Source organism: Sphingomonas sp. (assembly GCF_019749955.1).
Taxonomy (GTDB): Bacteria; Pseudomonadota; Alphaproteobacteria; order Sphingomonadales; family Sphingomonadaceae; genus Sphingomonas.
Map to the genome: position 1 here is coordinate 1 of NZ_JAIEPC010000063.1, position 22,028 is coordinate 22,028.

A 22,028-nucleotide genomic window follows, 5' to 3' on the forward strand; every position below is an offset into this window, starting at 1 on the left:
GGGGAGTGGCGCAGTCTGGTAGCGCGCCTGCTTTGGGAGCAGGATGTCGCAGGTTCGAATCCTGTCTCCCCGACCAATTCGTTCATCAACATTGGGATTAAATGTCGGGCGTTGCCGGACGGTTGCGGTAAAGGCATCGGCATGCGGGTACTTCTGGCTGAAGATGACGATGATACGGCGCGGCTCGTTGACCAGGGGCTGGTCGAGCTTGGCCATCAGGTAGTGCGCGTCGCGACCGGCGATGCCGCGCTGAAGCTGGGCGGCAGCGAAGCTTTCGACGTTGCGGTCATCGACCGGATGCTGCCCGAACTCGATGGCACCGAAGTCGTCCAGCGCTGGCGCGCTGCGGGCGTGAGTATCCCGGTGCTGATGCTGACGGCGCTTGGCGGGATAAGGGACCGGGTTGCCGGGCTTGAGGCAGGCGCCGACGATTATCTGGTCAAGCCCTTTGCCTTTCCCGAACTGGCCGCGCGGCTTGCTGCGCTGATGCGGCGCCCGCCGATCAGCGACTCGCCAACCCGGCTTGCGGTTGCGGGCATCGAGATGGATCTGATCAAGCGCGAAGTCCGCCGCGACGGGCGCGAAATCCACCTCCAGCCGCGCGAATTCGCCCTGCTTGAGCAATTGATGCGCCACGCGGGCAAGATCGTCACGCGCACGATGTTCCTCGAAATCGTCTGGGGTTTTCATTTCGACCCGCAGACCAACATCGTCGAAAGCCATCTCAGCCGCCTGCGCTCGAAGATCAACGAAGGCTTTGATGTCGATCCGATCCAGACCTTGCGCGGCGTCGGCTATCGCATGCGCGGCGATGACTAGGCTGGCGCCCGCGTCGGCCGGGCGCTGACGATGCCGCATCGCAAAAAGCTCAAATGGTACGCGAGCGCAGCCTATCGGATCGCGCTGATTTATTCGGTCGTCTATGCGGTCACGATCGCTGCGCTGGGCATGGCCGTTTATTTCGCTGCGGACGCCGAAATCAGCCGCCAGCAAGACGAAGGTATCCGCGTCGAGATCGTCGAACTCGCCGACGAATATCGGCGCGAAGGGCTCGATGATCTCGTCCGCGCGATCAACGCGCGCGAGGCAGGCGGCGGCAGCAACAGCTTCAGCTATGGTTTGTTCGATGCGCGCGGCAAGCGGATGGCCGGAACGCTCCAGATCCGCGCCCCAGCGATTGGCTGGCACCGCATCGCCGTGCGCGAGCGCGATGACGCAAGCGTGCCGGCGCGCTTGTTCTCAACTGACATAGCGCCTGGGCTGCGGCTTGCGGTAGCGCTCGACAATCACGCGATTGAGCAGGTCGACCGGACGATATTGGCGCTGTGCCTTGCGGCATTTGCGCTTGCGATTGTGGTTGGCGCGATTGGCGCGCTGATGCTCGGCGGCTACCTCCAACGACGGTTTGAGGTCGTGGTTGCGACCGCCGTGGATATCGCGGGCGGCAATCTCGGGCGGCGGATGCCGCTTGGCCCACGCGGTGACGAGTTCGACCGGCTGGGCGGCGCGCTCAATGCCATGCTCGACCGGATCACGATGCTGCTCGACAATCTGCGCCAGATTTCGAGCGACGTCGCGCACGATCTGCGCACGCCGCTGGCGCGACTCCGCGTCGAGATCGAGCTCGCGCAGAACGGCGCGCCCGATCCTGAGCAGCAGCGCGCAGCGCTCGACCGCGCGCTGCGCCAGAGCGACGAATTGCTGCGGCTGTTCAGCGCGATCCTGCGCATTTCCGAAGTTGAGGGCGGGGCGCTCGAACGCAGTTTCAGCACGATCAATGTGTCCGCTCTGGTCGAGGACTTGTCGGAAAGCTTTGCCCCCGCCATCACCGATGGCGGGCGGACGCTGACGCAAAGCGTGGTGCCGGGGCTGAGCGTGCGCGGCGACCGCGAGCTGATCGCGCAGGCGCTGATCAATCTGCTCGATAATGCCCAGCGCCACACGCCGCCCGGCACGGCGATTGCCATCCTTGCCGAGCGCGTCTCCGACGGGGTGCAGTTGATCGTCGCCGATAATGGCCCCGGCGTCCCCGAGGCCGATCGTGAGCGTGTCGTCCGGCGGTTCGTGCGCCTCGACTCGAGTCGTACCAATGCCGGTCACGGACTGGGGCTCAATCTCGTGTCCGCCATCGCCGTCGCGCACGGCGGGCGGCTGGTAATCGGCGACAACGCGCCGGGCTTGCGCGTGACCCTTTGGTTGCCGACTGCCAGCTGACGCTAGACGGCTGCACAGGGCCCACACTAGCGGGGAAGCGCCCCTCGGCCTTTCGAGGGCGGTCAACCGTCGATCGGGCTACTTTTTGTCGGCCTTGTTCGTGGCCATTGCGTCGCTCTGCTCGGCCACAGTGTCGGCGTTTGCATTAATGTCGTCGGCGTTGTTTTCCATCATGTCGGCGGCCATCGCGTTCGACGATGATTCGGCCATCGCTTCCATATTGTCGGCCTTCATCTCCATGTCGTCGCCCCGATTTTCGGTGGCCGCGCCCTCGGGCGGACGATTGCAGGCGGACAGACTGATCAGCCCGATGGCGGCGATCGCTAGCTTCTTCACCTCATTTGCTCCCAGAGAACAACGCGATCGACTTGCATGGCTTCACTTGGCCGGGGCGGGATCGAGTGCCTCGGGCGCGTTGGCGACAACCGCCAGCATCGCCGTCCACGCCGCGACATTTTGTGCGAGCTGCACGGGGTCGATCCGCTCGAGCGTATCCTCCGGCGTGTGATGATAGTCGAAATAGCGCGTGCCGCTCTGGTTGAGATCGATCACCGCGACGCCTGCCCGCACCAGCGGGGCGACATCGGCGCCGCCGCCTGCCGCCTCGCGTGAGCGCACGATGCCGAGCGGCGCGAGGGCGGCATAGACCCGGTCGCCCACCGCGCTTGCGGCGGGCGGCAGCTTGAACGCGACGCGCCACACCCGGTCGGCCCCGAAATCCGATTCCGCCACCAGCACATGACGTTCGGCCTTGTGCGCCGCGAAATAGGCTTCGGCGCCCGCGCCACCGGTTTCCTCATCGCCGAACCACACCACCCGGATCGTCCGGCGCGGGGCGGGGCCGTCGAGCAGCCGCTTGGCCGCTGCTGCCGTGATCGCGACGCCTGCGCCATCGTCGATCGCGCCGGTGCCAAGGTCCCAGCTATCGAGATGCCCGCCGACGACGATGATCCCCGCATCGGGATCGGTCCCCGGCACTTCGCCGATGACATTGCCCGTTTCGGTCATGCCCAGATCGCGCGGTGTCAAGGTCAGGTGGAGCGTGATCGGCTTGCCCCGCTTGACCATGCGGCTGAGATTGTCAGCGTCGGAGGTGGAGAGCGCTGCCGCCGGGATTGGCGTCACGCCCTTTTCAAAATTGGTCTGCCCAGTGTGTGGCCCGCGCCCGTGATCGCTGCCGATCGAGCGAATCACCATCGCGACGGCGCCCTTCTTGGCGGCAAGATTGGGGCCGACGAAGCGCGCGGACCCGAAGGTGCCATAGCTCGACCCGTCCTGCGTCGCGACCATCGCGTTGGAGACAAAGGCGATCTTGCCCCTGAGGCTCCCGTCGGGGGCGCGCTGGAGATCGGCAAAGCTCGGGAAATAAACGATTTCGGCGGTGATCCCCTCAGGCGGCGTCGCGCCCGATCCGCCGAGCGCGGTCAGTTGCAGCTTTTGCGGGAAGGGGCTGACGACTTCGCCCGTCTCGACGCCGCGCACCCAGGTCCGCATCATCGCGGTTTCGATCCGCACATTTTTGAAGCCGAGCGCCTTCATCTTGGTGAGGCCCCAGGCGCGTGCCCGCGCTTCGGCTTCGGTGCCGGCCATGCGCGGGCCGACTTCAGTGGTCAGTCCCTCGACAATGTCATAGGCGACGTCGTCCTTGAGCGCGGCATCGCGAAGCACGGCGACTTGCGGGTCGAGCGCGGGCGCGGGCGGCGGTGCGGCGCGCTGGGCGGTAGCGGGTTGGATGAGAAAGGGCAGGGCGAAGGCCGCGCTGGCCGCGAGCAGGGGGCGAAGGTTCATGCTCGCGAGCCTAGCCGGGTGGCGCCAAGATGCAATCGCTTGGTACGATCCGCAGCCTATGCCAAGGCGCGGCGAGTTGACGCTTGCTAGGGAGTTTGGTGATCGATCCGCTCAAACATATCGACGTGCTCCGCGCCAAAGCGGCGGGAGACTCGCTCGCATTGCTGCGCATTGCCGAGATGATGGTCGAGGCGCAGCGCTTCGATGAGATGATCGACCTGTGCGAGCAAATCGTCGCGGGCGCCGATGCCAATGTCGCGGCGCGCGCGCGCAGCCTGATGCTGCGCCAAATCCCCGGCTGGCATTTCTCGATCCTGAGCGACCTGCCGCGCAACCGCGCCTATGCCGATGCGATTGCCCGCGCGCTCGCCGATCGGCCGGGGGCGCGGGTGCTGGAGATCGGCACCGGCAGCGGCATTCTGGCGATGCACGCCGCGCGGGCGGGCGCGGCGCAGGTGGTGACGTGCGAGGCCAATCGCCTCGTCGCGCAGGCCGCGCAGGGCGTGCTGGTCGCCAATGGGCTGCACCGGCAAGTCACGCTGCTCAATCGCCATTCGACCAGCCTGACCGACACCGATATCGGCGGCCGCGCCGATATCCTCGTCTCCGAAATCATTGCCGACAATGTGCTCAGCGAAGGCGTGCTCCCGTCGCACGAACATGCGCTGCGCGCGCTGTGCGTGCCCGATCCGGTCGTCATTCCGGCGCGGGCGACCGTGCGTGTGGCGCTCGCGACCGACCACAGTCCTGTCCGCGCCCCGCTCGATCATCTTGACGGCTTTGATCTGGCACCCTTCAACCGGCTCAAGCCCCCCGTGATCAGCATCAAGGCCGACGACCCGGATGTGCAATTGCGTAGCGATCCGATCGATCTCTTCGCGTTCGATCTCGCCACGCCGGTGCGACAAGCACCCGAACGCGGGACACGGTCGATGGTCTCGGGTGGGGGGCGGATCGACGGCGTGGTGCAGTGGCTGCGGCTCGAACTCTGCGCCGGGATTGCTTACGAAAATCCGCCCGGCGGGGCGTGGTCGAACTGGGGGCTGCGCTTCCACCGCTTCGACGATCCGGTCGAGACGCAGGCGGGCGATGCCATCGCGGTCGACGCGGCGCATGACCGCAACCGGATCAGCATTACCCGCGCCTGACCGCTTCCGGCGCGTTGCCAAGCGCGGGGGGCATCGCTATGTCCCCGGCCAAATTCCCCGACCCCCAAATGACGGAGCTCGTCGGCCATGGCCGTTCAATATACCTATGTGATGAAGGGCTTGACCAAGACCTTTCCGGGCGCCGCCAAGCCGGTGCTCAACAACATCAGCCTGCAATTCCTGCCGACTGCGAAGATCGCGATCATCGGCCCGAACGGATCGGGCAAGTCGACCCTCATGAAAATCATGGGCGGCATCGACAAGGATTACACCGGCGAAGCCTGGCCCGCCGACGGCATCAAGGTCGGCTACCTGCCGCAGGAGCCGCAGCTCGACCCGACCAAGGACGTGATCGGCAATGTCCGCGACGGCGCGGGGCCGGTCGCGACGATGGTCGAGCGCTTCAACGCCATTTCGGCCGAAATGGGCGATCCGCAGGACGACACCGATTTCGACGCGCTGATGGAGGAAATGGGCGATCTGCAAGCCAAGATCGACGCGGCGGATGGCTGGAGCCTCGACAGCCAGCTCGAACAGGCGATGGAGGCGCTGCGCTGCCCGCCCGGCGATGCGCCGGTCGACAATCTCTCGGGCGGTGAAAAGCGCCGCGTCGCTTTGTGCAAGCTGCTGCTCGAAAAGCCCGACATCCTGCTGCTCGACGAACCGACCAACCACCTCGATGCCGAAAGCGTCGCTTGGCTCGAAAATTTCCTGAAGGAATATGCCGGCAACGTCATCCTCGTCACCCACGATCGCTATTTCCTCGATAACGTCGTCAACTGGGTGCTCGAGCTCGATCGCGGGCGCTATTACACCTACGAATCCAACTATTCGGGCTATCTGGAGAAAAAGGCCAAGCGGCTCGACCAGGAAGAGCGCGAGGATGCTGGCAAGCAAAAGGCGATCCAGGACGAACTCGCCTGGATTCGCCAGAGCCCCAAGGCACGCCAGACCAAGTCCAAGGCGCGTATCCGTGCGTTCGACGAACTGGTGGCGGCGCAGGAAAACCGCAGCGTCGGCAAGGCGCAAATCCTCATCCAGCTGCCCGAACGGCTCGGCGGTCGCGTGATCGAAGCCAAAGGGCTGACCAAGTCCTATGGCGAGAAATTGCTGTTCGAGGACCTGAACTTCACCCTGCCGCCGGGCGGTATCGTCGGCGTGATCGGGCCGAACGGCGCGGGCAAATCGACCCTGTTCAAACTCATTACCGGGCAGGAACAGCCCGACGAAGGCTCGATCGAAGTCGGCCAGACGGTGAAGCTCGGCTATGTCGACCAGAGCCGCGACGATCTCGACCCCAACAAGAATGTCTGGGAAGAAATCTCCGACGGCGCCGACGTATTCCGCTTTGGCAAGCAGGAACTCGGCACGCGCGCCTATGTCGGTGCGTTCAACTTCAAGGGGCAGGACCAGCAGAAGAAAGTCGGCCAGCTCTCGGGCGGCGAACGCAACCGCGTCCACATGGCCAAGATGCTGAAAGAGGGCGGCAACGTGCTGCTGCTCGACGAACCGACCAACGATCTCGACGTCGAAACCCTGCGCGCGCTGGAGGAGGCGTTGGAGTCGTTCGCAGGCTGCGCGGTGGTGATCAGCCACGACCGCTTCTTCCTGGATCGGCTGGCGACGCATATCCTGGCGTTCGAGGGGAATTCGCATGTGGAGTGGTTTGAGGGGAACTTCGAGAGCTACGAAGAAGACAAAAGGCGGCGGTTGGGCGATGCGGCGGATCGGCCTACGCGTTTGGCGTATAAGAAGCTGACGCGGTGAGTGTTGACGGGAGGCGAGCGTTCTTACAGTCGCTCGCCTCTATCGTCTGCCAGATATGCGTTGCGGCAGTGTAGTAGCCGTAATTGATCTCGCGACCGTTCCGGCAGCGAACCAACGCTTCGCCCTCGAGATGGGCATTGGTCACATAAAGTCCACCGACCAATTGCATGGCGCTCACTTGGCGTGACGAATCCCGAAGCACGACTTCATCTACGACGCCATCGGCATCGAGGATCACCATTGAGCCCTGCGCATAGAGCAGGACCCAGCCAAATCCGAATCCGATCAGCGCGAAGATGGCAAGGACCGCGCGGATCCGCGAGCCGTCGGCGTTGTAGCGATCAGCAAAACTCACAAGGCGGCACTCGTCACCGTCAACCCCGCCACCGTCACCGCCTCGATCCGCTCCCCGAACGCCACCTCGCGCCGCTGCGCATAGGTCTCGCCCTCGGGCGCCCAAAGCTGGTGGATGACTTTGCCCTCGACATCGGCGACCCAATATTCGGGGATACCCGCCGCTGCATAGAGCCCCGCCACGGTGCCCATATCTTCGGCGAGCGTACTGCTGGCGACTTCGACCACCAGCGCCACCGACGCCAGCGGCACCGGACCGTCCCCGACTGGTTCCGACGTCAGCAGGATATCCGGCTCGGGGAGGCTGACCGGACTCAGCGCGAGGCTGAATTCTATCACAGGCCGGAACGGCGAGCCGTTGGCGCGGAGCGCGTCGCGCAATGCATCGTACAGGTCCATCTTGACGATGCCATGCCGACGATATTGCGGACTCACCTCGAACACCTTTCCATCGATCAGCTCCGTCCTGCCGTATTCGGCGAAGGCACCAGTGTCGCACAGCAGCTGGTAGTCGTCGGCCAGCAGTTTGACGGTGACCGACGCGTCGGAGATTGGCTCGCCATCGTCACCGAGCGGCACGCCGAGCAGTTCGCCCTTGATCAATTCTCTTTTGACGAATCCCGAGAACGTCGGGCGATTCCGCAACCACCAAAAGCTGGCAGAAGTAATTTTGATCGGCGGACGTCGGCCGATGGTCGTTTGCAGGTTCATAAACCGACCCTCTGCACCACCAACCCCGCCACCGTCACCGCCGCGATCCGCCCCCCGAACGCCATTTCGCGGTGCTGCGCATAGGCCTCGCCCTCAGGCGCCCAGAGCTGGTGGATGACCTTCGCCTCGACATCGGCGACCCAATATTCGGGGATGCCTGCCCGCGCATAAAGCCGCGCCTTCACGCCGAGATCGTTCGCGAGCGTGGTGTCGGCGACTTCGATCACCAGCGCTACCGTCCCGAGCGGGATCAGCCCTTCGCCTTCGGGTTCGCTCGTCAATACGATGTCAGGTTCTGGCACGCCGCGATCAGGAATCGCGATGCTGGCTTCGACCAAGGCCTCGAGCGGCGACCCCGATGACGTCAAGGCCGCACTGATCGCGAGGAACAGCTGGGACTTGATCCGCGCATGCGGCCGATGCTGGGCATTCATGTAGAAAATCTCCCCATCGATCAGCTCGGTCTTGGCATAGGCGTCGAACGCGCCCGAGCGATCGAGGAGGAGATAATCCTCGATCCGAAGCTTCACCGGCAGTGGCGTCGTGTTGAGCGGCAGCACTTCAGTCATGCGCCAATCCTATCAGAACCCCGCGAAATCACCAATCCGCCGCCCTTCAATAGCCCACGATCTTCACCTTATCGCCCGGCTTCAGGACCGCGCCATCCGCCAGCCCATTGAGCGCGAGGAAGCGTTCGAGCTGGGCGTCGGGATAGGCCATGCGCGCGGCGATTGTCGCTGTGGTCTCGCCCTTTTTCACCGTCACGATCCGCACGAAGCGCGGCTTGATCGCGGCGGCCTCGGCAGCGGTCAGCGTGCGGAAGCTGGCGGGCAGGTCAACCAGCGGACCAAGCCCAGAGCCGAGCGGCGCGACGACGGTGAAGTGGTAAGCCTTGGTCGGCGATACCGCGATGACGAACACCGTCGCGTCAACCCGCCCGCTGCCACCGGCGGCCTCGACCGTCGCATAGGCCGCGTCAAAGCCGTTCACCCGCGTGCGGCGCAGCTCGAAGGGCGGGGGTGCCGTATTCTTGTCGCCCAGCGCTTGCAGCACGCGCGCGACATAGGGTTGGAAATCGCCGGCATAGGCCCCGGTCGAAAATTCACCCTGTGCGCCTTCGCCGCTGATCGTCACCACGCGCGCGCCATTGGCCAGCGCGAAGCCGGTCGGCACGGTGAAGGTGATGCGCAGGTCGGGGTGGCGAAACGTCCGTCCCTCGACCACGCCTTGCCGAGGGTTATCGCCATAGAGCAGGCCGTCGATCGCGGCGAGATAGGCGTCGCGGTTGCGCGGGGCGTCGGTGCCACCGACGCTGCGCGCGCGCTCCAGCGCGGCGGCGACCCGCTTGCCCGGTTCGGGGTGCGTGCTCGCCCAGGCAGGCGTTGCGGCGGTGCGCCCCGCCAGCCGCTGATCGAGCGCGGTCTTGTTCGACAAATCGGCCAGCATCGACGCCATGGCGTCAGTGTCGTAAGTGGCGCCGCGCAGATAATTGATGCCGAGGTTGTCGGCCTCGGTTTCCTGCCCGCGCGAATAGCTGAGCGTCAGCAACTGCGTGCCGGTGCCGATCCCGCGTCCGAGCAGATTGCTGATGTCGGTGTTCTTGATCAGCGCGCTCGCGGCAATCTGGCCGAGCATGCCGAGGATGGCGTTGCGGGTCGCGGTGTTCTGGCGCTTGCGACTGTGGCGCGCGGCGACATGGCCGACTTCATGGCCGAGCACGCCCGCCAGTTCGGCCTCGTCATTGGCCAGCGCGAGCAGCCCGCGTGTGACGTAAACATAGCCACCGGGAATGGCGAAGGCATTGTCGATCGGCGTGTCGAGAATGGTGACGGTGAAGGCCTTGGGATCGGTCGACAGCCCCGATTGCACCGCCACCCGGCGCGCGATGCTTTCGACATAGGCGTTTTGCCGCGCGGTATAGGCGCCGCCATATTGGCTGACGATGTCGCCATTGGCGGCGTCACCCTGCGCGCGTTCCTGCGGCGTGATCGGCTGGACCGGTCCCTGCTGCGCGCTGGCGGGTGCAGCGAGCGAAGTGGTGGCAGCAAGTGATAGAGCGATCGTGGTGATCGAACGGCGCATGTTTTCCCTCCCGACGAGTCTTGACGTGCCATCATGTCGTGTCGGATCGTGGCTGTCGATTGATCAGCAGCGCTTGTTGCGGGATAATCGGGGAAACGGGGATGCGTGCGCCAGGACTGTTGCTGCTGATCGCGATGGCATTGTTGGGGAGCGGGGCGGGGCCGGCCGATCCCAAGGCCGCCGCCACGGCCAAGGCCGGGACACTGACCGACCTGACGCCTGAATTCGTCGCCTTTGCCGATCAGAGTGCGGCTTTGCCCGATGCCGATCGCGTCAAAGCATTCCACGCGCGCTTCGATCCGGTTCTACCTGGCTATTTCGACGACAAGGGCACCAATCAAGCCAGGTTCGACATTCTCGTCGCGCAGCGGCTGAGGGATTTTCCGCAGACCCGCCAAAAATTTGTCGCCACCGCCGCTGCCTTTGGCGCCGCCTTCACGCGCGGGCAGGCTCATTTCACGCAGGCTTTCCCCGATTACAGTCTGAGCGTGCCGGTCTATCTCGTCCATTCGATGGGCCAGCAGGATGGCGGCACGCGGACAATTGGTGGGCGCACGATCATGTTCTTCGGCGCCGACGTCATTGCCGCGATCCATGACGAGACCACGATCGGCCCGTTCCTCGATCACGAGCTGTTCCACATCTATCACGAGAAATATTTCGGCGATTGCCCCCAGCTCTGGTGCTCGCTGTGGCAGGAGGGGATGGCGACCTATGTGGCCGCGCAGCTCAACCCTGGCGCCAGCGACCGCGCGCTGCTGCTCACCGAGCCGCGCCCGATCCGCTCGGAAGTCGAGCCGCGCCTTGGCGAGGCGATGTGCAGTCTGCGCGCCAAATTCGAGTCGGCGCTACCCGATGACCATGCGCCATTTTTCTATGCCGACGCGGCAAAGGGCGCGTTCCCCCCGCGCTATGGCTATTTCCTGGGCTATCTGCTCGCGGCCAAGATCGGCGCGACAATGCCGCTGCAAACGCTCGCCAAGCTGCCGCGCGACAAGGTCAAGCCGCTGCTGATGGCGGCGATCGACGGCTATGGGCTGTGCGAGCCGCCCGCCGACCTTACGCCGTAAAGCGCTTGGTAAAGCCCTTGGGCAGGCGTTCGTCGGCGAGATGCGCTTCGACGTTATCCACGCGCGCGCGGGGCGGACCCTGGCGTGCGGCATCGACCAGCGCGTCGGTCGCCTCGTCATCGCCCGCGATCAGGATTTCCACGCGGCCGTCGGTGCAATTGCGCACCCATCCCGCGAGTTTCAGCTCTCCGGCTCGGCGCACGATCCAGTCGCGATAGCCGACATGCTGCACTTTGCCGCTCACAAATACCCGGCGCATCATCATGATTCTAACTTTTTTTACCCGGAGAAAGACGCCCTCGAACGCGGCTTAGCACATCGATCCCAAATGCAGCGGGCAGCAAATCGCCATTCGTCGCGATCGGGGCAGATTTGGTCGAGAGCGATCAGGCAGCCGTGGCTTTCGTCGTCGATCGCGATGTGGCATCGACCATGGCCTGATTGATTGGGGGGAAAGCCATGAACTGGACGGTCGCGACGTTGATGCTGGCACTGGCGGTGTTGCTTGGCTCCGGCGCTGCGACGGCGCAGTCGGACCGCAAGGTCGAGCCAGCCAGCCAAGTGTCAGCGGCAGATCCTGCCATTCCGCCGCCGGTCGTGTCGATCACGCGCCATTCGGGCACGTTCGGCGGCGTTACGGTTGCCTATAAGGCGACGGCGGGTGAGACCTATCTCAAAGACAAGGAAGGCAAGCCGACTGCCGCAATCTTTTCGACCGCCTATGTCAAGGAAGGCGTGACCGATCCGACCAGCCGACCGGTCACCTTTCTGTTCAACGGTGGGCCGGGTTCGGGTTCGGTATGGCTGCACATGGGCGCCTTTGGCCCCAAGCGCGTCGCGATCCCGTCAGACGCGCGCGATGATGGCGCGCCGCCCTATCCAATCGTCGACAATCCCGCGAGCCTGCTCGACGTGACCGACATTGTCTTCATCGATCCGGTCGGCACCGGGTTCAGCCGGGCGCTGGGCAAAACCGATCCGAAGGATTTCTATGGCGTCAGCAAGGACGCGCGGTCGATCGGCCAGTTCATCCGCCGATGGCTGGCCGAAAATGGCCGTTGGAACAGCCCGAAATTCCTGGGCGGCGAAAGCTATGGCACGACGCGGTCGGCAGCGGTCGTCAACGAGCTCGAAGGGCAGTATAACGACGTTTCGCTAAACGGCGTGATCCTGATTTCGACCATCCTCGATTTCAGCATGCGCGCAGAGACGCCCGGCAACGAAATGGCCTATGTCGTCACCCTGCCGTCGATGGCGGCCGCCGCGCAGCTCCACGGCAAGGTGCCCGGTGCGTCCGATGTCGCCGCCCTCGTTGAGGAAGCGCGGCAATTCGCGATCGGCCCTTATGCTGCCGCGCTGCTCAAGGGCAGCAAATTGGCGGCCGACGAACGCGCCGCCATCCGCCGCCAGCTCGCGCGCTTCACCGGGTTGAGCGAGACGTTTATCGACAATGCCGATCTCCGTGTCTCGTCGGGCCGCTTCTATAAGGAATTGCTGCGCGATCGCGGGCTGACAATCGGGCGGCTTGACGCGCGCTACACGGGCAAGGATTATGACCGCGCGGGTGAAGAGCCGGACAATGATCCGAGCTTCTACGCGATCGACGCAAGCTACACTGCCGCGATCAACAGCTATGCCCGCGACGTTCTGAAATTCTCGCCCGAGCGCGACTATGTGACGATCGGCCCGGTCGGCCCCTGGGACTGGCGGCTCGATGGCGCCAACCGCGATGGCCAAGTCTATGTCAACGTCGCGCCCTATCTGGGCAAGGCGCTGCGGGAAAACTCGGGGCTCCGGATCTTTGTCGGCCAGGGCTATTACGACTTTGCGACGCCCTTCTTCGGGGCGGAACTCTCGCTCAACCGGACCGGTATCCCTACCGATCGCGTCCAGTTCCATTATTATGGCGCGGGCCACATGATGTATGTGCGCGATGCCGATCTGACCAAGCTTTCGGCCGATATCCGAGCCTTCATCAAGGCCCGATGAAATGCCGGGGTCACCGCACGCACGACCAGACCAACTTCGATGCCTTTAGGCGTCCGGATAAGTGATCGCCAGCACTTCATAATCGCACACCCCGGCGGGGAGCGTGACGCGCCGCGTGTCGCCAATCGCCGCACCGCGCAAGGCGCGCGCGATCGGCGCGCTCCAGCCGATCGTGCCCGCGTTCGCATCGGCTTCGTCGTCGCCGAGCAAGGTCAGCACGCGCTGATTGTCGTCGGGGTCGGCGATCGTTACGGTCGCGCCGAACCAGATACGGCTTTTGTCGGGCGCCCGCGCCGGGTCGATCACCTTCGCCGCCTTCATCCGCTTCGACAGCCAGCCGAGCCGCCGGTCGATCTCGCGCAGCCGCTTGCGGCCATAGATGTAATCGCCATTTTCCGACCGGTCGCCATTGCCCGCCGCCCAGGACACGACATCAACGATGCGCGGGCGTTCTTCGCCGAGGAGCAGGTCGTACTCGGCACGCAGCACCGCGTAACCGGCAGGGGTGATGTAATTGGGGTGGTCCATGCTGCGGGCGAGGTTAGCCCGGCTTGCGGCCCAGATACCAGCTCAGCCGTGCCTGCCCCTGTGATCGGCTGCGCTCGGGGTTGAGCAGGTCATAGACAACGGCGTTTTCGAGCACGCGCTGGACATAGCCGCGCGTCTCGCTGAACGGGATCGCCTCGATCCAGTCGATCATGTCGATCTGGCCCTGGCGCGGATCGCCGTTCGCCGCGAGCCATTTGTTCACATTGCCGCCGCCCGCATTATACGCCGCGACCGCGAGCGGATAGCTGCCATAGAGATTGAGCAGCTTCTGGAAATAGCTCGACCCGAGCTGGATATTGTAATCGGTGTTGGCGGTCAGCGCGCTGCTGTCATAGGCGAGGCCAAGGCCGTTGGCGGCCTGGCGCGCGGTGCCCGGCATCAATTGCATCAGCCCGCGCGCGCCCGCGCGGCTGACGGCGGCGCGGTCGAACTGGCTTTCCTGCCGCGCAATCGCATGGATCATCGTCCAGGCGTCCGCCGCGCCATCGGGCACCTTGACGCTCGGATAGCCGGTCGCGGCATAATCGGACAGGCCGTTGAGCAGCGCGCTCTTGCCGACCATCACGCCGAGATCAGGGCGGCCAAGGCTGCGCGACAATTCGGTCGCGAGCACATGATCGCTGTCGGACTTGGCGTCGAGCGCGATCTGCCGGACGAAAGCGGTCTGGTCCTCATGCGCGCCAACCGTGCCGAGGTAGCGCGCGGCGCGCACCGTCTCGCGGTTGTAGAAAGCATCACGCACGGGTTTGTCGACCGGGCGCGGGGCCGCATCAGGCGGCGCGGTGAGCGCGCGACCGAGCTTTTCGCTCGCGAGCTGGCCATAAAACTGGTCGCGGTAACGTGCGGCGCGATCGAACAGCGCATTGGCCTGCGCGGTCTGCCCGGCCGCCAGCGCGGCGCGGCCGGCCCAATACAGCCCCTTAGACCGCACCGTGGGCGACGCCGAGCCACCGGCATAGCGCTCGAACAGGCCAGCGGCGTCACCGGGCTTGCCAAGCGTGTTGAGCGCGGTGCGGCCGGCGAGCCACATCAGATCGGTATAGGCGTCGCGTTCGGCATAGCTGCGCGTGCTGACATCGGTGCCCGCCGGATACGCGTCATCGACTTGCCGCGCGATGTCGAACGCGGTCTGATATTGCGCATCGGCAGCGGCACCGCGCGCATTGGTGAGCATCAGCTCGAACCAGTTGGCGGTATCGCGCGGCGGCGCGGTAAAGCCATGCGGGCGGGCGAGGAGCGCGCGTGCCTCGCTCCAGCGATTGCTCGCACGCAGCCACACCGTGCGATCAGCGACGAGGCCCGCGTCACCGGCAAAGCGTGCCTCGACCAGCGCGAGCTTGTCGGCAGCGTCAGCCGCCTTGGCCCGTAGCGCGAGTCGGGCTTCGAACAGCGGGCGCTTGTCGGCGCTGGTGAGCGACAATTGCCGCTGCGCCGACCCGGTCGCGCCGGCCCAGAGCAACGCATCCATCCGCGCGTCGTGATCCGCCAGTGTGAGCGCGCTTGAAAAACTGGTGAGCACCACGGCTTCATCGGCGGGCGACAGCGCGCCCTGCAACCACGCTGCCCGCGCCGCCGCATTGGCTTCGGCAGGCTGACCCGTCGAGGCAAGCGCCTGGGCAAAGCGCACCCCGCCCGTCCCCGTCAGTGGCGGGAATTTGCGGAAATAGCTGACCGCCACCCCCGGCGACCAGCTCGCGGTATCGAGCGCGCGTTCGGCAGCCTTGCGCCGCGCGGCTTCGCCCGGCCAGCCGGGATGCGCGAGCAGGAACTGGGCATAAGTGTCGAAGCTGTAGCTGTCGGACTGCTGGACCTGTTTCCACTGGGTGATCGCGCTCGCGATCGCATCCGACGTCGGCATTTGCTGGAGCTGCTGACGATAAGCGTCGAGCTGATCCTGCGATATCGCGCTCGTGCTGATCAGCCCGCCGGCGGCAGCGAGCAGCAAAATCGATTTATACGCCCCGGCGATCATGTGGACATGATAGGGGATTCAATCTTATCTGTCGCCTAACAAACTGTCCCGGTTCCGAGCATGTGCGACAGTTCACCGACCCAGCGGAGCGCTTTATCCCATGTTTTCCGGTTCCATTCCCGCGCTCGTCACGCCCTTCGCCGCCGACGGCAGCTTTGACGAGGCCCCATATCGCGAGCTGATCGAGTGGCAGATCGCCGAAGGATCGGCCGGGCTGGTCCCGTGCGGCACCACTGGCGAGGCCGCGACGATGTCCGCCGACGAGCATTTCGGCGTAGTTCGCATCTGTGTCGAACAGGCGGCAGGGCGCGTGCCGGTGATCGCGGGCGCCGGGTCGAACGACACCCGCGTCGCAATCCAGAACATCGCCGCTGCCAAAGCCGCAGGTGCCGACGCCGCGCTGATGGTGCCGCCCTATTACAACCGCCCGTCGCAGGAAGGCATTTTCCAGCATTTCAAGGCCGTCGCCGAAAGCTGCGACTTGCCGGTGATGCTTTACAATGTGCCTGGCCGCACCGTGACCGATATCGCGGTCGAGACGATGGCGCGGCTGGTGCAGGCGTTTCCGGCGAGCTTTGTCGCGGTGAAGGACGCCACCGGCAATCTCGGCCGGGTGACGCAGCAACGGCTGGCGTGCGGCGAAGGCTTCATCCAGCTGTCGGGCAATGACGAAACCGCGCTGGCCTTCAACGCGATGGGCGGGCTGGGGACGATTTCGGTCACCGCCAATGTCGCCCCACGCCTCTGCGCCGATTTCCAGAAGGCGTGGGCGGCAGGCAACCGTGCCGAAGCGCTGCGTCTCCACGACCTGCTGTTCCCGCTGCATCTCGCGATGTTCACCGATGCGTCGCCGGGACCGGTAAAATACGCGATGAGCCGGGTCCGCCCCGGTTTCCCCACGGCGCTGCGCCTGCCGATGACCTGGCCCAGCGAAGCCAGCCAGCGCGCGGTGGATGCGGCGCTTGAAAGGGCAGGGCTAATCTAGATCCTCCACCGCTTTAGCGGGGGAGGGGGACCGCGCCGAAGGCGTGGTGGAGGGGGCCGATGCGATTGAAGGGCGATGCTCAATCCAAACGCAACGCGCGGCAACTCCGCCGCAAAATGTCGCTCCCCGAAGTCCTCCTCTGGCAGCAACTCCGCCAGTCGCCGGGCGGCCATCGCTTCCGTCGCCAGCATCCCGGAGGCCCGTACGACCTGGACTTCTATTGCGCGCCCGCTCGACTCGCGATCGAGGTCGATGGCGAGGCGCATGATTATGGCGATCGGCCGGCAAGGGATGCTGAGCGGGACGCTTGGCTTGAGGGGCAGGGGGTGCGGGTGCTCCGGATATCGGCCAAAGCCGTGCTGACTGACTTGGATGCCGTGATCCGCCTGATTCTCGCGAGCGTCGATCCCCTTCCACCACGCCCTGCGGGCGCGGTCCCCCTCCCCCGGAGCGATGCTCCGAGGGAGGATTTTTGAACCTCCACCGCTTTAGCGGGGGAGGGGGACCGCGCCGCAGGCGTGGTGGAGGGGGCTGGATCGCCGCTTCCCTTCCGCGCTCACCCTCCCTACATGCCTCTCCCTTATGCCGCGCCCCAAGCCGCCTGTATTCGACAAGAAGAAGACCGTCGCCGAGAACCGGCGCGCGCGCTACGACTATGCGATCGAGACGGTGTACGAGGCGGGCATCGCGCTCACCGGCACCGAGGTCAAATCGCTGCGCTTCGGCGAAGGGTCGATCGCCGAAAGCTATGCCGAGGTCAGCGACGGGCAGGTGTGGCTGATCAATTCGAACATCCCCGAATTCAGCCACGGCAATCGCTATAACCACGAGCCCAAGCGTGCGCGCAAATTGCTGCTCCACGAACGCGAGATCAACAAGCTCCACGGCGCGGTTGCGCGGCAGGGGATGACGTTGGTGCCGCTCTCCATCTTCTTCAACGGGCGCGGCCGTGCGAAGGTCGAACTCGCGCTGGCGAAGGGCAAGCAGGCGCATGACAAGCGCGACGCGATCAAGGAACGCGACTGGAAGCGCGACGCCGCCCGGATCATGCGCGACCGCGGCTGACGTCCCTGATCCAGCGGCGGTATTTCGAGCCGCTGGTTGCATGCGATACCGGTTTGACGCCCCGGCACGTTTGGTTATGACACGGCGCATGCCCTCCAAAACACGCAAAGGATATTCCATGCGTTCCTCGCTGATCGTTACGACCTTGCTCGCCACTGCTGCGATTGCCGGCATCGCCGTTGCCAAATCCGGCGCGCCTGCGCCCGCTACGCCGCCAGCCAAGGCCAAAGCGGCCAAGCCCGAGATCGGCAGCTATGGCTTTGACGCCGCCGGCATGGACGCGAGCGTCAAGCCGGGTGACGACTTCTTCCGCTACGCCGGTGGCGGCTGGCTGACCAAGACCGAGATTCCGGCAGACCGCGCCGCTTACGGCATGTTCAACGTGCTGCAGGATCGCAGCCTCGCGCAGACCAAGGCGATCCTCGACGAAGCCGCCGCCAAGCCGGGCAGCAAGATCGGCGATTTCTTCGCCAGCTATATGGATCAGGCCGCGATCGACGCGAAGGGCGTCGCCCCGATCCAGCCCTGGCTGACGGCGCTGAACGGCGCGACCGACAAGACCGCGCTCGCAACCGAAATGGCCAAACTCCAGCGGCAGGGCGTCGGCGGGTTGATCAGCTTCTTCGTCAATCAGGATGAAAAGGCGCCCGACATCTATATCGTCAACATCGGTCAGGGCGGCATCGCGCTGCCCAACCGCGATTATTATGTGAAGGCCGATCCCAAGCTCGACGCGGTCCGCACGGCGTATCAGGCGAACATCGCCAAGATGCTCGGCCTGATCGGCGAAGGCGACAATGCCGAGGCGCGTGCGAAAGCCGTGTTCGAATTCGAAAAGTCGCTCGCGACGGCGCATTGGACCGCGATCGAATCGCGCGATTCGGACAAGACCTATAACAAATGGTCGGCGGACGATTTCGACGCCAAGGCGCCGGGCATGCCATGGGGCGCGATCCGCACCGCGCTGGGTGTCGCGGGCGAACAGAATTTCGTCGTGGCGCAGTCCAGCGCGATCACGGGTGAGGCCAAGGCCTTTGCCGACACGCCGATCGAGGTGCTGCGCGATTATGCCAAGCTGCGGGTCGTGCGCAGCTTTGCGGGCTATCTCGCCAAGCCGATCGACGACGCCAATTTCAGCTTCTACGGCCCGATCCTGTCGGGGCAGGCGGTGCAACGCGATCGCTGGAAGCGCGCTGTCGCGGCCACGTCGGGCGCGCTTGGCGAGGAAATCGGCAAGGAATATGTCGCGCGTTATTTCCCGCCCGCGACCAAAGCGGCGGCGGACACGCTCGTCAAGAATGTAATCGCGGCAATGGGCGCGCGCATCGACAAGCTGACCTGGATGAGCCCCGAGACCAAGGCCAAGGCGCGGACCAAGCTCGCGTCGTTCACGCCCAAGATTGGCTACCCCAGCCGCTGGCGCGATTACTCGGCGCTTGAGGTGAAGCGCGACGATCTGGTCGGCAATATCGCGCGCGCCAATGCGTTCGAATATGCGCGCGGGATTGCCAAGCTCGGCAAGCCGATCGACCGGACCGAATGGTTCATGACGCCGATGACGATCAATGCCTATGCCAATCCGGTGATGAACGAGATTGTCTTCCCCGCCGCGATCCTGCAGCCGCCGTTCTTCGACGCCAAGGCCGATCCGGCGGTCAATTATGGCGGCATCGGCGCGGTGATCGGCCACGAAATCAGCCATCATTTCGACGATCAGGGCCGCAAATATGATCCAACCGGCAAGCTGGCCGAATGGTGGACCAAGGCCGACATCGACGCCTTCGACAAGCTGACCGCGCAGCTCGTCAAGCAATATGATGCCTATGAGCCGCTGCCGGGCCAGAAAGTGCAGGGCGGGCTGACCTTGGGCGAGAATATCGCCGATCTCGCCGGGCTGTCGGTGGCAATCGACGCCTATCACAAGTCATTGGGCGGCAAGCCTGCGCCGGTGATTGACGGGATGACCGGCGATCAGCGCTTCTACCTCGGCTGGGCGCAGGTGTGGCGGACCAAGTACAAGGAACAGGCGCTGCGCTCGCAACTGCTCAGCGATCCGCACTCGCCCGGCGAATATCGCACGGCGACGGTGCGCAATCTCGATCCGTGGTACGCCGCTTTCGGCGCCAAGCCCGGCGAGAAGCAATATCTCGCGCCAGCGGCTCGGGTCCGCATCTGGTAAATCGTTGAACAGGGAAGGGGCGGCACCCGCGGGGTGTCGCCCTTTCCTGCTTTTGGGGCGCCGCGCGCTCAAAAAATCAGGGAGAGAATGATGCACCGCAAGACTATCGCCACGATCGCTTCGGGCGCCGCCATCGCTGGAATCGTTGCCGGCATGGCGTTCGCCGCCCCGGGCAAGCCCGCCGCGACCAAGCCGACAATCGGCACCTTTGGCTTTGATGAGACCGGCATGGACCGATCAGTCGCGGCGGGCGACAATTTCTTCAGCTTCGCCGATGGTGGCTGGGTCAAGCGCACCGAAATCCCCAACGACAAGCCCAGCTTCGGTGCGTTCGATACGCTCGCCGACCTGTCGCAAATGCGCACGCGCGGGTTGCTCGAAGCCGCGACCAAGGACCCGGCGTCGAAGATCGGCAACGCCTATGCCGCTTATCTCGACACCGCGACGATCGAGGCCAAGGGCCTGACGCCGATCAGGCCGTGGCTCGCGCGGATCAAGGCGGCGTCGTCGAAGGCCGATTACCTTGCGCTGGCGATCGAAGCCGACCGGAGTGGCGTGCCAGTGCCGTTCGGCATCGGCGTGTCGACCGATGCGAAGGACCCCGACAGCTACACCGTCAGCGTACGGCAAGCCGGTATCGGCATGCCCAATCGCGATTATTACCTCAGCACCGATGCCAAGCTGCAAGCGACCAAGGCGGCCTATCAGGGGCATATTGCGCGCATGTTCGGCCTCGCCGGCGAAGCCAATGCGGAGGCGCGGGCGAAGGCCGTGGTCGAGCTCGAAACCCAGATCGCTCAGGCGCACTGGACGAACGTCCAGAGCCGCGACGCCGACAAGACCTATAACAAGATGAGCGTCGCCCAGCTTGTCGAAATGGCACCGGGCTTCGATTTCGCGACCTATTTCAAGGGTGTCGGCACCCCCACCGAAACCGTCGTCGTCGGCCAGCCGAGCGCGGTTGCCGGCATCGCCAAGGTCATCGCCGACGCACCGATCGACGTGCTCAAGGATCAATTGCTGATCCGCTCGCTCGACGAATTTGCGGGCGTCTTGCCGAGCGCCTTCGACAAGGAAAGTTTCGCTTTCTACGGCACCGAATTGCGCGGCACGCCCGAACAGCAGCTCCGTTGGAAGCGCGCGGTCAACTGGACGTCGGGCGCGGTGACCGATGAAGTCTCCAAAATCTATGTCGCCAAATATTTCCCGCCCGCGACCAAGGCGGCGGCCGATACGCTCGTCAAGAACATCCTCACCGCGATGAGTGCGCGGATCGACAAGCTCGACTGGATGTCCCCCGAAACCAAGGCGGCGGCGCGCGTGAAGCTCGCCAATTTCACGCCGCGCATCGGCTACCCGTCGCAGTGGCGCGATTATTCGGCGCTCGAAATGAAGGCCGGTGATGCGTTCGGTAATCAGCTGCGCGCGAACCAATGGGCGCACAACTATAACATCAACAAGCTCGGCAAGCCGGTTTATCGCTGGGAATGGGGCCTCGCCCCGATGACGGTGAACGCGCAGGCGAACCCGACCTTGGTCGCGATCACCTTCCCGGCGGCAATCCTGCAGCCGCCGTTCTTCGATCCCAAGGCCGATCCGGCGGTGAATTATGGCGGCATCGGCGCGGTGATCGGCCATGAGATCAGCCACCATTTCGACGATCAGGGATCGAAGTTCGACCCCAAGGGCAAGCTCGCGACCTGGTGGACCCCCGCCGATGTCGCCGCGTTCAAAAAGCGTACCGACCAACTCGTCGCGCAATATGACGGCTATGAACCGCTGCCCGGCTTCCATGTGAAGGGCGCGCTGACCCTGGGGGAGAATACCGCCGATCTCGCCGGGCTCGCCGCCTCGCTCGACGCCTATCACAAGTCATTGGGCGGCAAGCCCGCCCGCGTGATCAACGGCTTCACCGGCGATCAGCGCTTCTACCTTGGCTATGCGCAAGTCTGGCAGCGGCGCCACCGCGACAATGATCTGCGCAACCGGCTGCTCACCGATCCGCATTCGCCCGCCGAGCAGCGGGTGTGGACCGTGCGCAACATCGATGCCTGGTACGCCGCGTTCGGCGCCAAGCCGGGGCAGAAGATGTACCTTGCCCCCGAAGCGCGCGTGCGCATCTGGTAAACGCTTTTCCACTGCGGTGCAGCAGGTT

Annotated in this window: 20 protein-coding genes; 11 read left to right on the forward strand and 9 right to left on the reverse strand. The window is 64.8% G+C overall.

The genetic code is table 11. From position 1 onward, the window contains the following. Positions 1-141 precede the first annotated feature (141 nt). Together K2W81_RS11935 and K2W81_RS11940 are read left to right on the forward strand one after the other, a co-directional pair. Positions 142-819, forward strand: coding sequence for a response regulator transcription factor (locus K2W81_RS11935; protein ID WP_294104576.1), 678 nt, complete (start codon positions 142-144; stop codon positions 817-819). 30 nt (positions 820-849) lie between these two features. Next, the gene (locus K2W81_RS11940) at positions 850-2,214 is read left to right on the forward strand and encodes a HAMP domain-containing sensor histidine kinase (protein ID WP_294104578.1); all 1,365 of its coding nucleotides are present in this window, start codon (positions 850-852) and stop codon (positions 2,212-2,214) included. 78 nt (positions 2,215-2,292) lie between these two features. Here K2W81_RS11940 and K2W81_RS11945 read toward each other — a convergent pair whose 3' ends face one another. Together K2W81_RS11945 and K2W81_RS11950 are read right to left on the reverse strand one after the other, a co-directional pair. Further along, positions 2,293-2,550 carry a hypothetical protein gene (locus K2W81_RS11945; RefSeq protein ID WP_294104580.1) on the reverse strand — a complete coding sequence of 86 codons (258 nt, stop codon included), beginning with the start codon at positions 2,548-2,550 and terminating at the stop codon, positions 2,293-2,295. Positions 2,551-2,592: 42 nt separating this feature from the next. Next, complete coding sequence (locus K2W81_RS11950) at positions 2,593-4,002, reverse strand: M20/M25/M40 family metallo-hydrolase (protein ID WP_294104582.1); 1,410 nt, start codon at positions 4,000-4,002, stop codon at positions 2,593-2,595. Between the two features lie 98 nt (positions 4,003-4,100). Here K2W81_RS11950 and K2W81_RS11955 point away from each other — a divergent pair, with 98 nt between their 5' ends. After that, positions 4,101-5,150, forward strand: a complete 1,050-nt coding sequence (locus K2W81_RS11955) for a 50S ribosomal protein L11 methyltransferase (protein WP_294104584.1) — start codon at positions 4,101-4,103, stop codon at positions 5,148-5,150. 87 nt (positions 5,151-5,237) lie between these two features. Further along, positions 5,238-6,917, forward strand: coding sequence for an energy-dependent translational throttle protein EttA (gene ettA / locus K2W81_RS11960; protein WP_294104587.1), 1,680 nt, complete (start codon positions 5,238-5,240; stop codon positions 6,915-6,917). On the opposite strand, the gene K2W81_RS11965 is transcribed toward ettA, so the two are convergent. The 4 genes from K2W81_RS11965 to K2W81_RS11980 all read right to left on the reverse strand — a co-directional run bounded on the left by K2W81_RS11965 (position 6,883) and on the right by K2W81_RS11980 (position 10,064). After that, complete coding sequence (locus tag K2W81_RS11965) at positions 6,883-7,272, reverse strand: hypothetical protein (protein WP_294104589.1); 390 nt, start codon at positions 7,270-7,272, stop codon at positions 6,883-6,885. The two genes, ettA and K2W81_RS11965, sit on opposite strands and share 35 nt — an antisense overlap. Then, positions 7,269-7,874, reverse strand: a complete 606-nt coding sequence (locus tag K2W81_RS11970; RefSeq protein ID WP_294104591.1) for a Uma2 family endonuclease — start codon at positions 7,872-7,874, stop codon at positions 7,269-7,271. The genes K2W81_RS11965 and K2W81_RS11970 overlap by 4 nt, the downstream gene beginning before the upstream one ends. A gap of 104 nt (positions 7,875-7,978) precedes the next feature. Next, positions 7,979-8,551, reverse strand: a complete 573-nt coding sequence (locus K2W81_RS11975; RefSeq protein WP_294104593.1) for a Uma2 family endonuclease — start codon at positions 8,549-8,551, stop codon at positions 7,979-7,981. A gap of 46 nt (positions 8,552-8,597) precedes the next feature. Then, on the reverse strand, positions 8,598-10,064 hold the full coding sequence (locus tag K2W81_RS11980) for a M48 family metalloprotease (protein WP_294104595.1): 1,467 nt from the start codon (positions 10,062-10,064) through the stop codon (positions 8,598-8,600). A gap of 101 nt (positions 10,065-10,165) precedes the next feature. Between K2W81_RS11980 and K2W81_RS11985 the strand changes: the two genes are divergently transcribed. Beyond that, positions 10,166-11,134 (forward strand): hypothetical protein, encoded by a 969-nt coding sequence (locus K2W81_RS11985; protein WP_294104597.1) that lies wholly within the window; start codon positions 10,166-10,168, stop codon positions 11,132-11,134. Here K2W81_RS11985 and K2W81_RS11990 read toward each other — a convergent pair. Further along, complete coding sequence (locus K2W81_RS11990; RefSeq protein WP_366932248.1) at positions 11,124-11,393, reverse strand: acylphosphatase; 270 nt, start codon at positions 11,391-11,393, stop codon at positions 11,124-11,126. The genes K2W81_RS11985 and K2W81_RS11990 overlap by 11 nt on opposite strands. Before the next feature lie 200 nt (positions 11,394-11,593). On the opposite strand from K2W81_RS11990, the gene K2W81_RS11995 reads away from it, so the two are divergent. Next, a complete protein-coding gene (locus K2W81_RS11995; RefSeq protein WP_294104600.1) occupies positions 11,594-13,123 on the forward strand; it encodes a peptidase S10 in 1,530 nt (509 codons plus the stop codon). A 45-nt stretch (positions 13,124-13,168) separates the two neighbouring features. Here K2W81_RS11995 and K2W81_RS12000 read toward each other — a convergent pair whose 3' ends face one another. Both K2W81_RS12000 and K2W81_RS12005 read right to left on the reverse strand, forming a co-directional pair. After that, complete coding sequence (locus K2W81_RS12000) at positions 13,169-13,651, reverse strand: GreA/GreB family elongation factor (RefSeq protein WP_294104601.1); 483 nt, start codon at positions 13,649-13,651, stop codon at positions 13,169-13,171. 13 nt (positions 13,652-13,664) lie between these two features. Further along, positions 13,665-15,644, reverse strand: coding sequence for a lytic transglycosylase domain-containing protein (locus K2W81_RS12005; RefSeq protein WP_294104603.1), 1,980 nt, complete (start codon positions 15,642-15,644; stop codon positions 13,665-13,667). Between the two features lie 100 nt (positions 15,645-15,744). On the opposite strand from K2W81_RS12005, the gene dapA reads away from it, so the two are divergent. From dapA to K2W81_RS12030, 5 genes are all read left to right on the forward strand, one after another. Next, on the forward strand, positions 15,745-16,629 hold the full coding sequence (gene dapA, locus K2W81_RS12010) for a 4-hydroxy-tetrahydrodipicolinate synthase (RefSeq protein ID WP_294104605.1): 885 nt from the start codon (positions 15,745-15,747) through the stop codon (positions 16,627-16,629). 59 nt (positions 16,630-16,688) lie between these two features. Further along, complete coding sequence (locus tag K2W81_RS12015; protein ID WP_294104606.1) at positions 16,689-17,105, forward strand: endonuclease domain-containing protein; 417 nt, start codon at positions 16,689-16,691, stop codon at positions 17,103-17,105. Positions 17,106-17,211: 106 nt separating this feature from the next. Then, positions 17,212-17,694: an SsrA-binding protein SmpB gene (gene smpB, locus K2W81_RS12020; protein WP_294104607.1), complete on the forward strand. Its 483-nt coding sequence runs from the start codon at positions 17,212-17,214 to the stop codon at positions 17,692-17,694. Positions 17,695-17,812: 118 nt separating this feature from the next. Continuing rightward, complete coding sequence (locus K2W81_RS12025; protein ID WP_294104608.1) at positions 17,813-19,873, forward strand: M13-type metalloendopeptidase; 2,061 nt, start codon at positions 17,813-17,815, stop codon at positions 19,871-19,873. 153 nt (positions 19,874-20,026) lie between these two features. Continuing rightward, positions 20,027-22,000, forward strand: coding sequence for a M13 family metallopeptidase (locus tag K2W81_RS12030; protein WP_294104654.1), 1,974 nt, complete (start codon positions 20,027-20,029; stop codon positions 21,998-22,000). Positions 22,001-22,028: the final 28 nt, after the last annotated feature.

Bases quoted from the DNA above. Each gene is read 5' to 3' on its own strand.
- K2W81_RS12015 (WP_294104606.1), top strand. From the start codon at position 16,689: ATGCGATTGAAGGGCGATGCTCAATCCAAACGCAACGCGCGGCAACTC.
- K2W81_RS12030 (WP_294104654.1), top strand. From the start codon at position 20,027: ATGGCGTTCGCCGCCCCGGGCAAGCCCGCCGCGACCAAGCCGACAATC.
- K2W81_RS11975 (WP_294104593.1), bottom strand. From the start codon at position 8,551: ATGACTGAAGTGCTGCCGCTCAACACGACGCCACTGCCGGTGAAGCTT.
- K2W81_RS11950 (WP_294104582.1), bottom strand. From the start codon at position 4,002: ATGAACCTTCGCCCCCTGCTCGCGGCCAGCGCGGCCTTCGCCCTGCCC.
- smpB (WP_294104607.1), top strand. From the start codon at position 17,212: ATGCCGCGCCCCAAGCCGCCTGTATTCGACAAGAAGAAGACCGTCGCC.
- ettA (WP_294104587.1), top strand. From the start codon at position 5,238: ATGGCCGTTCAATATACCTATGTGATGAAGGGCTTGACCAAGACCTTT.
- K2W81_RS12000 (WP_294104601.1), bottom strand. From the start codon at position 13,651: ATGGACCACCCCAATTACATCACCCCTGCCGGTTACGCGGTGCTGCGT.
- K2W81_RS11940 (WP_294104578.1), top strand. From the start codon at position 850: ATGCCGCATCGCAAAAAGCTCAAATGGTACGCGAGCGCAGCCTATCGG.
- K2W81_RS11990 (WP_366932248.1), bottom strand. From the start codon at position 11,393: ATGCGCCGGGTATTTGTGAGCGGCAAAGTGCAGCATGTCGGCTATCGC.
- K2W81_RS11995 (WP_294104600.1), top strand. From the start codon at position 11,594: ATGAACTGGACGGTCGCGACGTTGATGCTGGCACTGGCGGTGTTGCTT.
- K2W81_RS12025 (WP_294104608.1), top strand. From the start codon at position 17,813: ATGCGTTCCTCGCTGATCGTTACGACCTTGCTCGCCACTGCTGCGATT.
- K2W81_RS11935 (WP_294104576.1), top strand. From the start codon at position 142: ATGCGGGTACTTCTGGCTGAAGATGACGATGATACGGCGCGGCTCGTT.
- K2W81_RS12005 (WP_294104603.1), bottom strand. From the start codon at position 15,644: ATGATCGCCGGGGCGTATAAATCGATTTTGCTGCTCGCTGCCGCCGGC.
- K2W81_RS11980 (WP_294104595.1), bottom strand. From the start codon at position 10,064: ATGCGCCGTTCGATCACCACGATCGCTCTATCACTTGCTGCCACCACT.
- dapA (WP_294104605.1), top strand. From the start codon at position 15,745: ATGTTTTCCGGTTCCATTCCCGCGCTCGTCACGCCCTTCGCCGCCGAC.
- K2W81_RS11985 (WP_294104597.1), top strand. From the start codon at position 10,166: ATGCGTGCGCCAGGACTGTTGCTGCTGATCGCGATGGCATTGTTGGGG.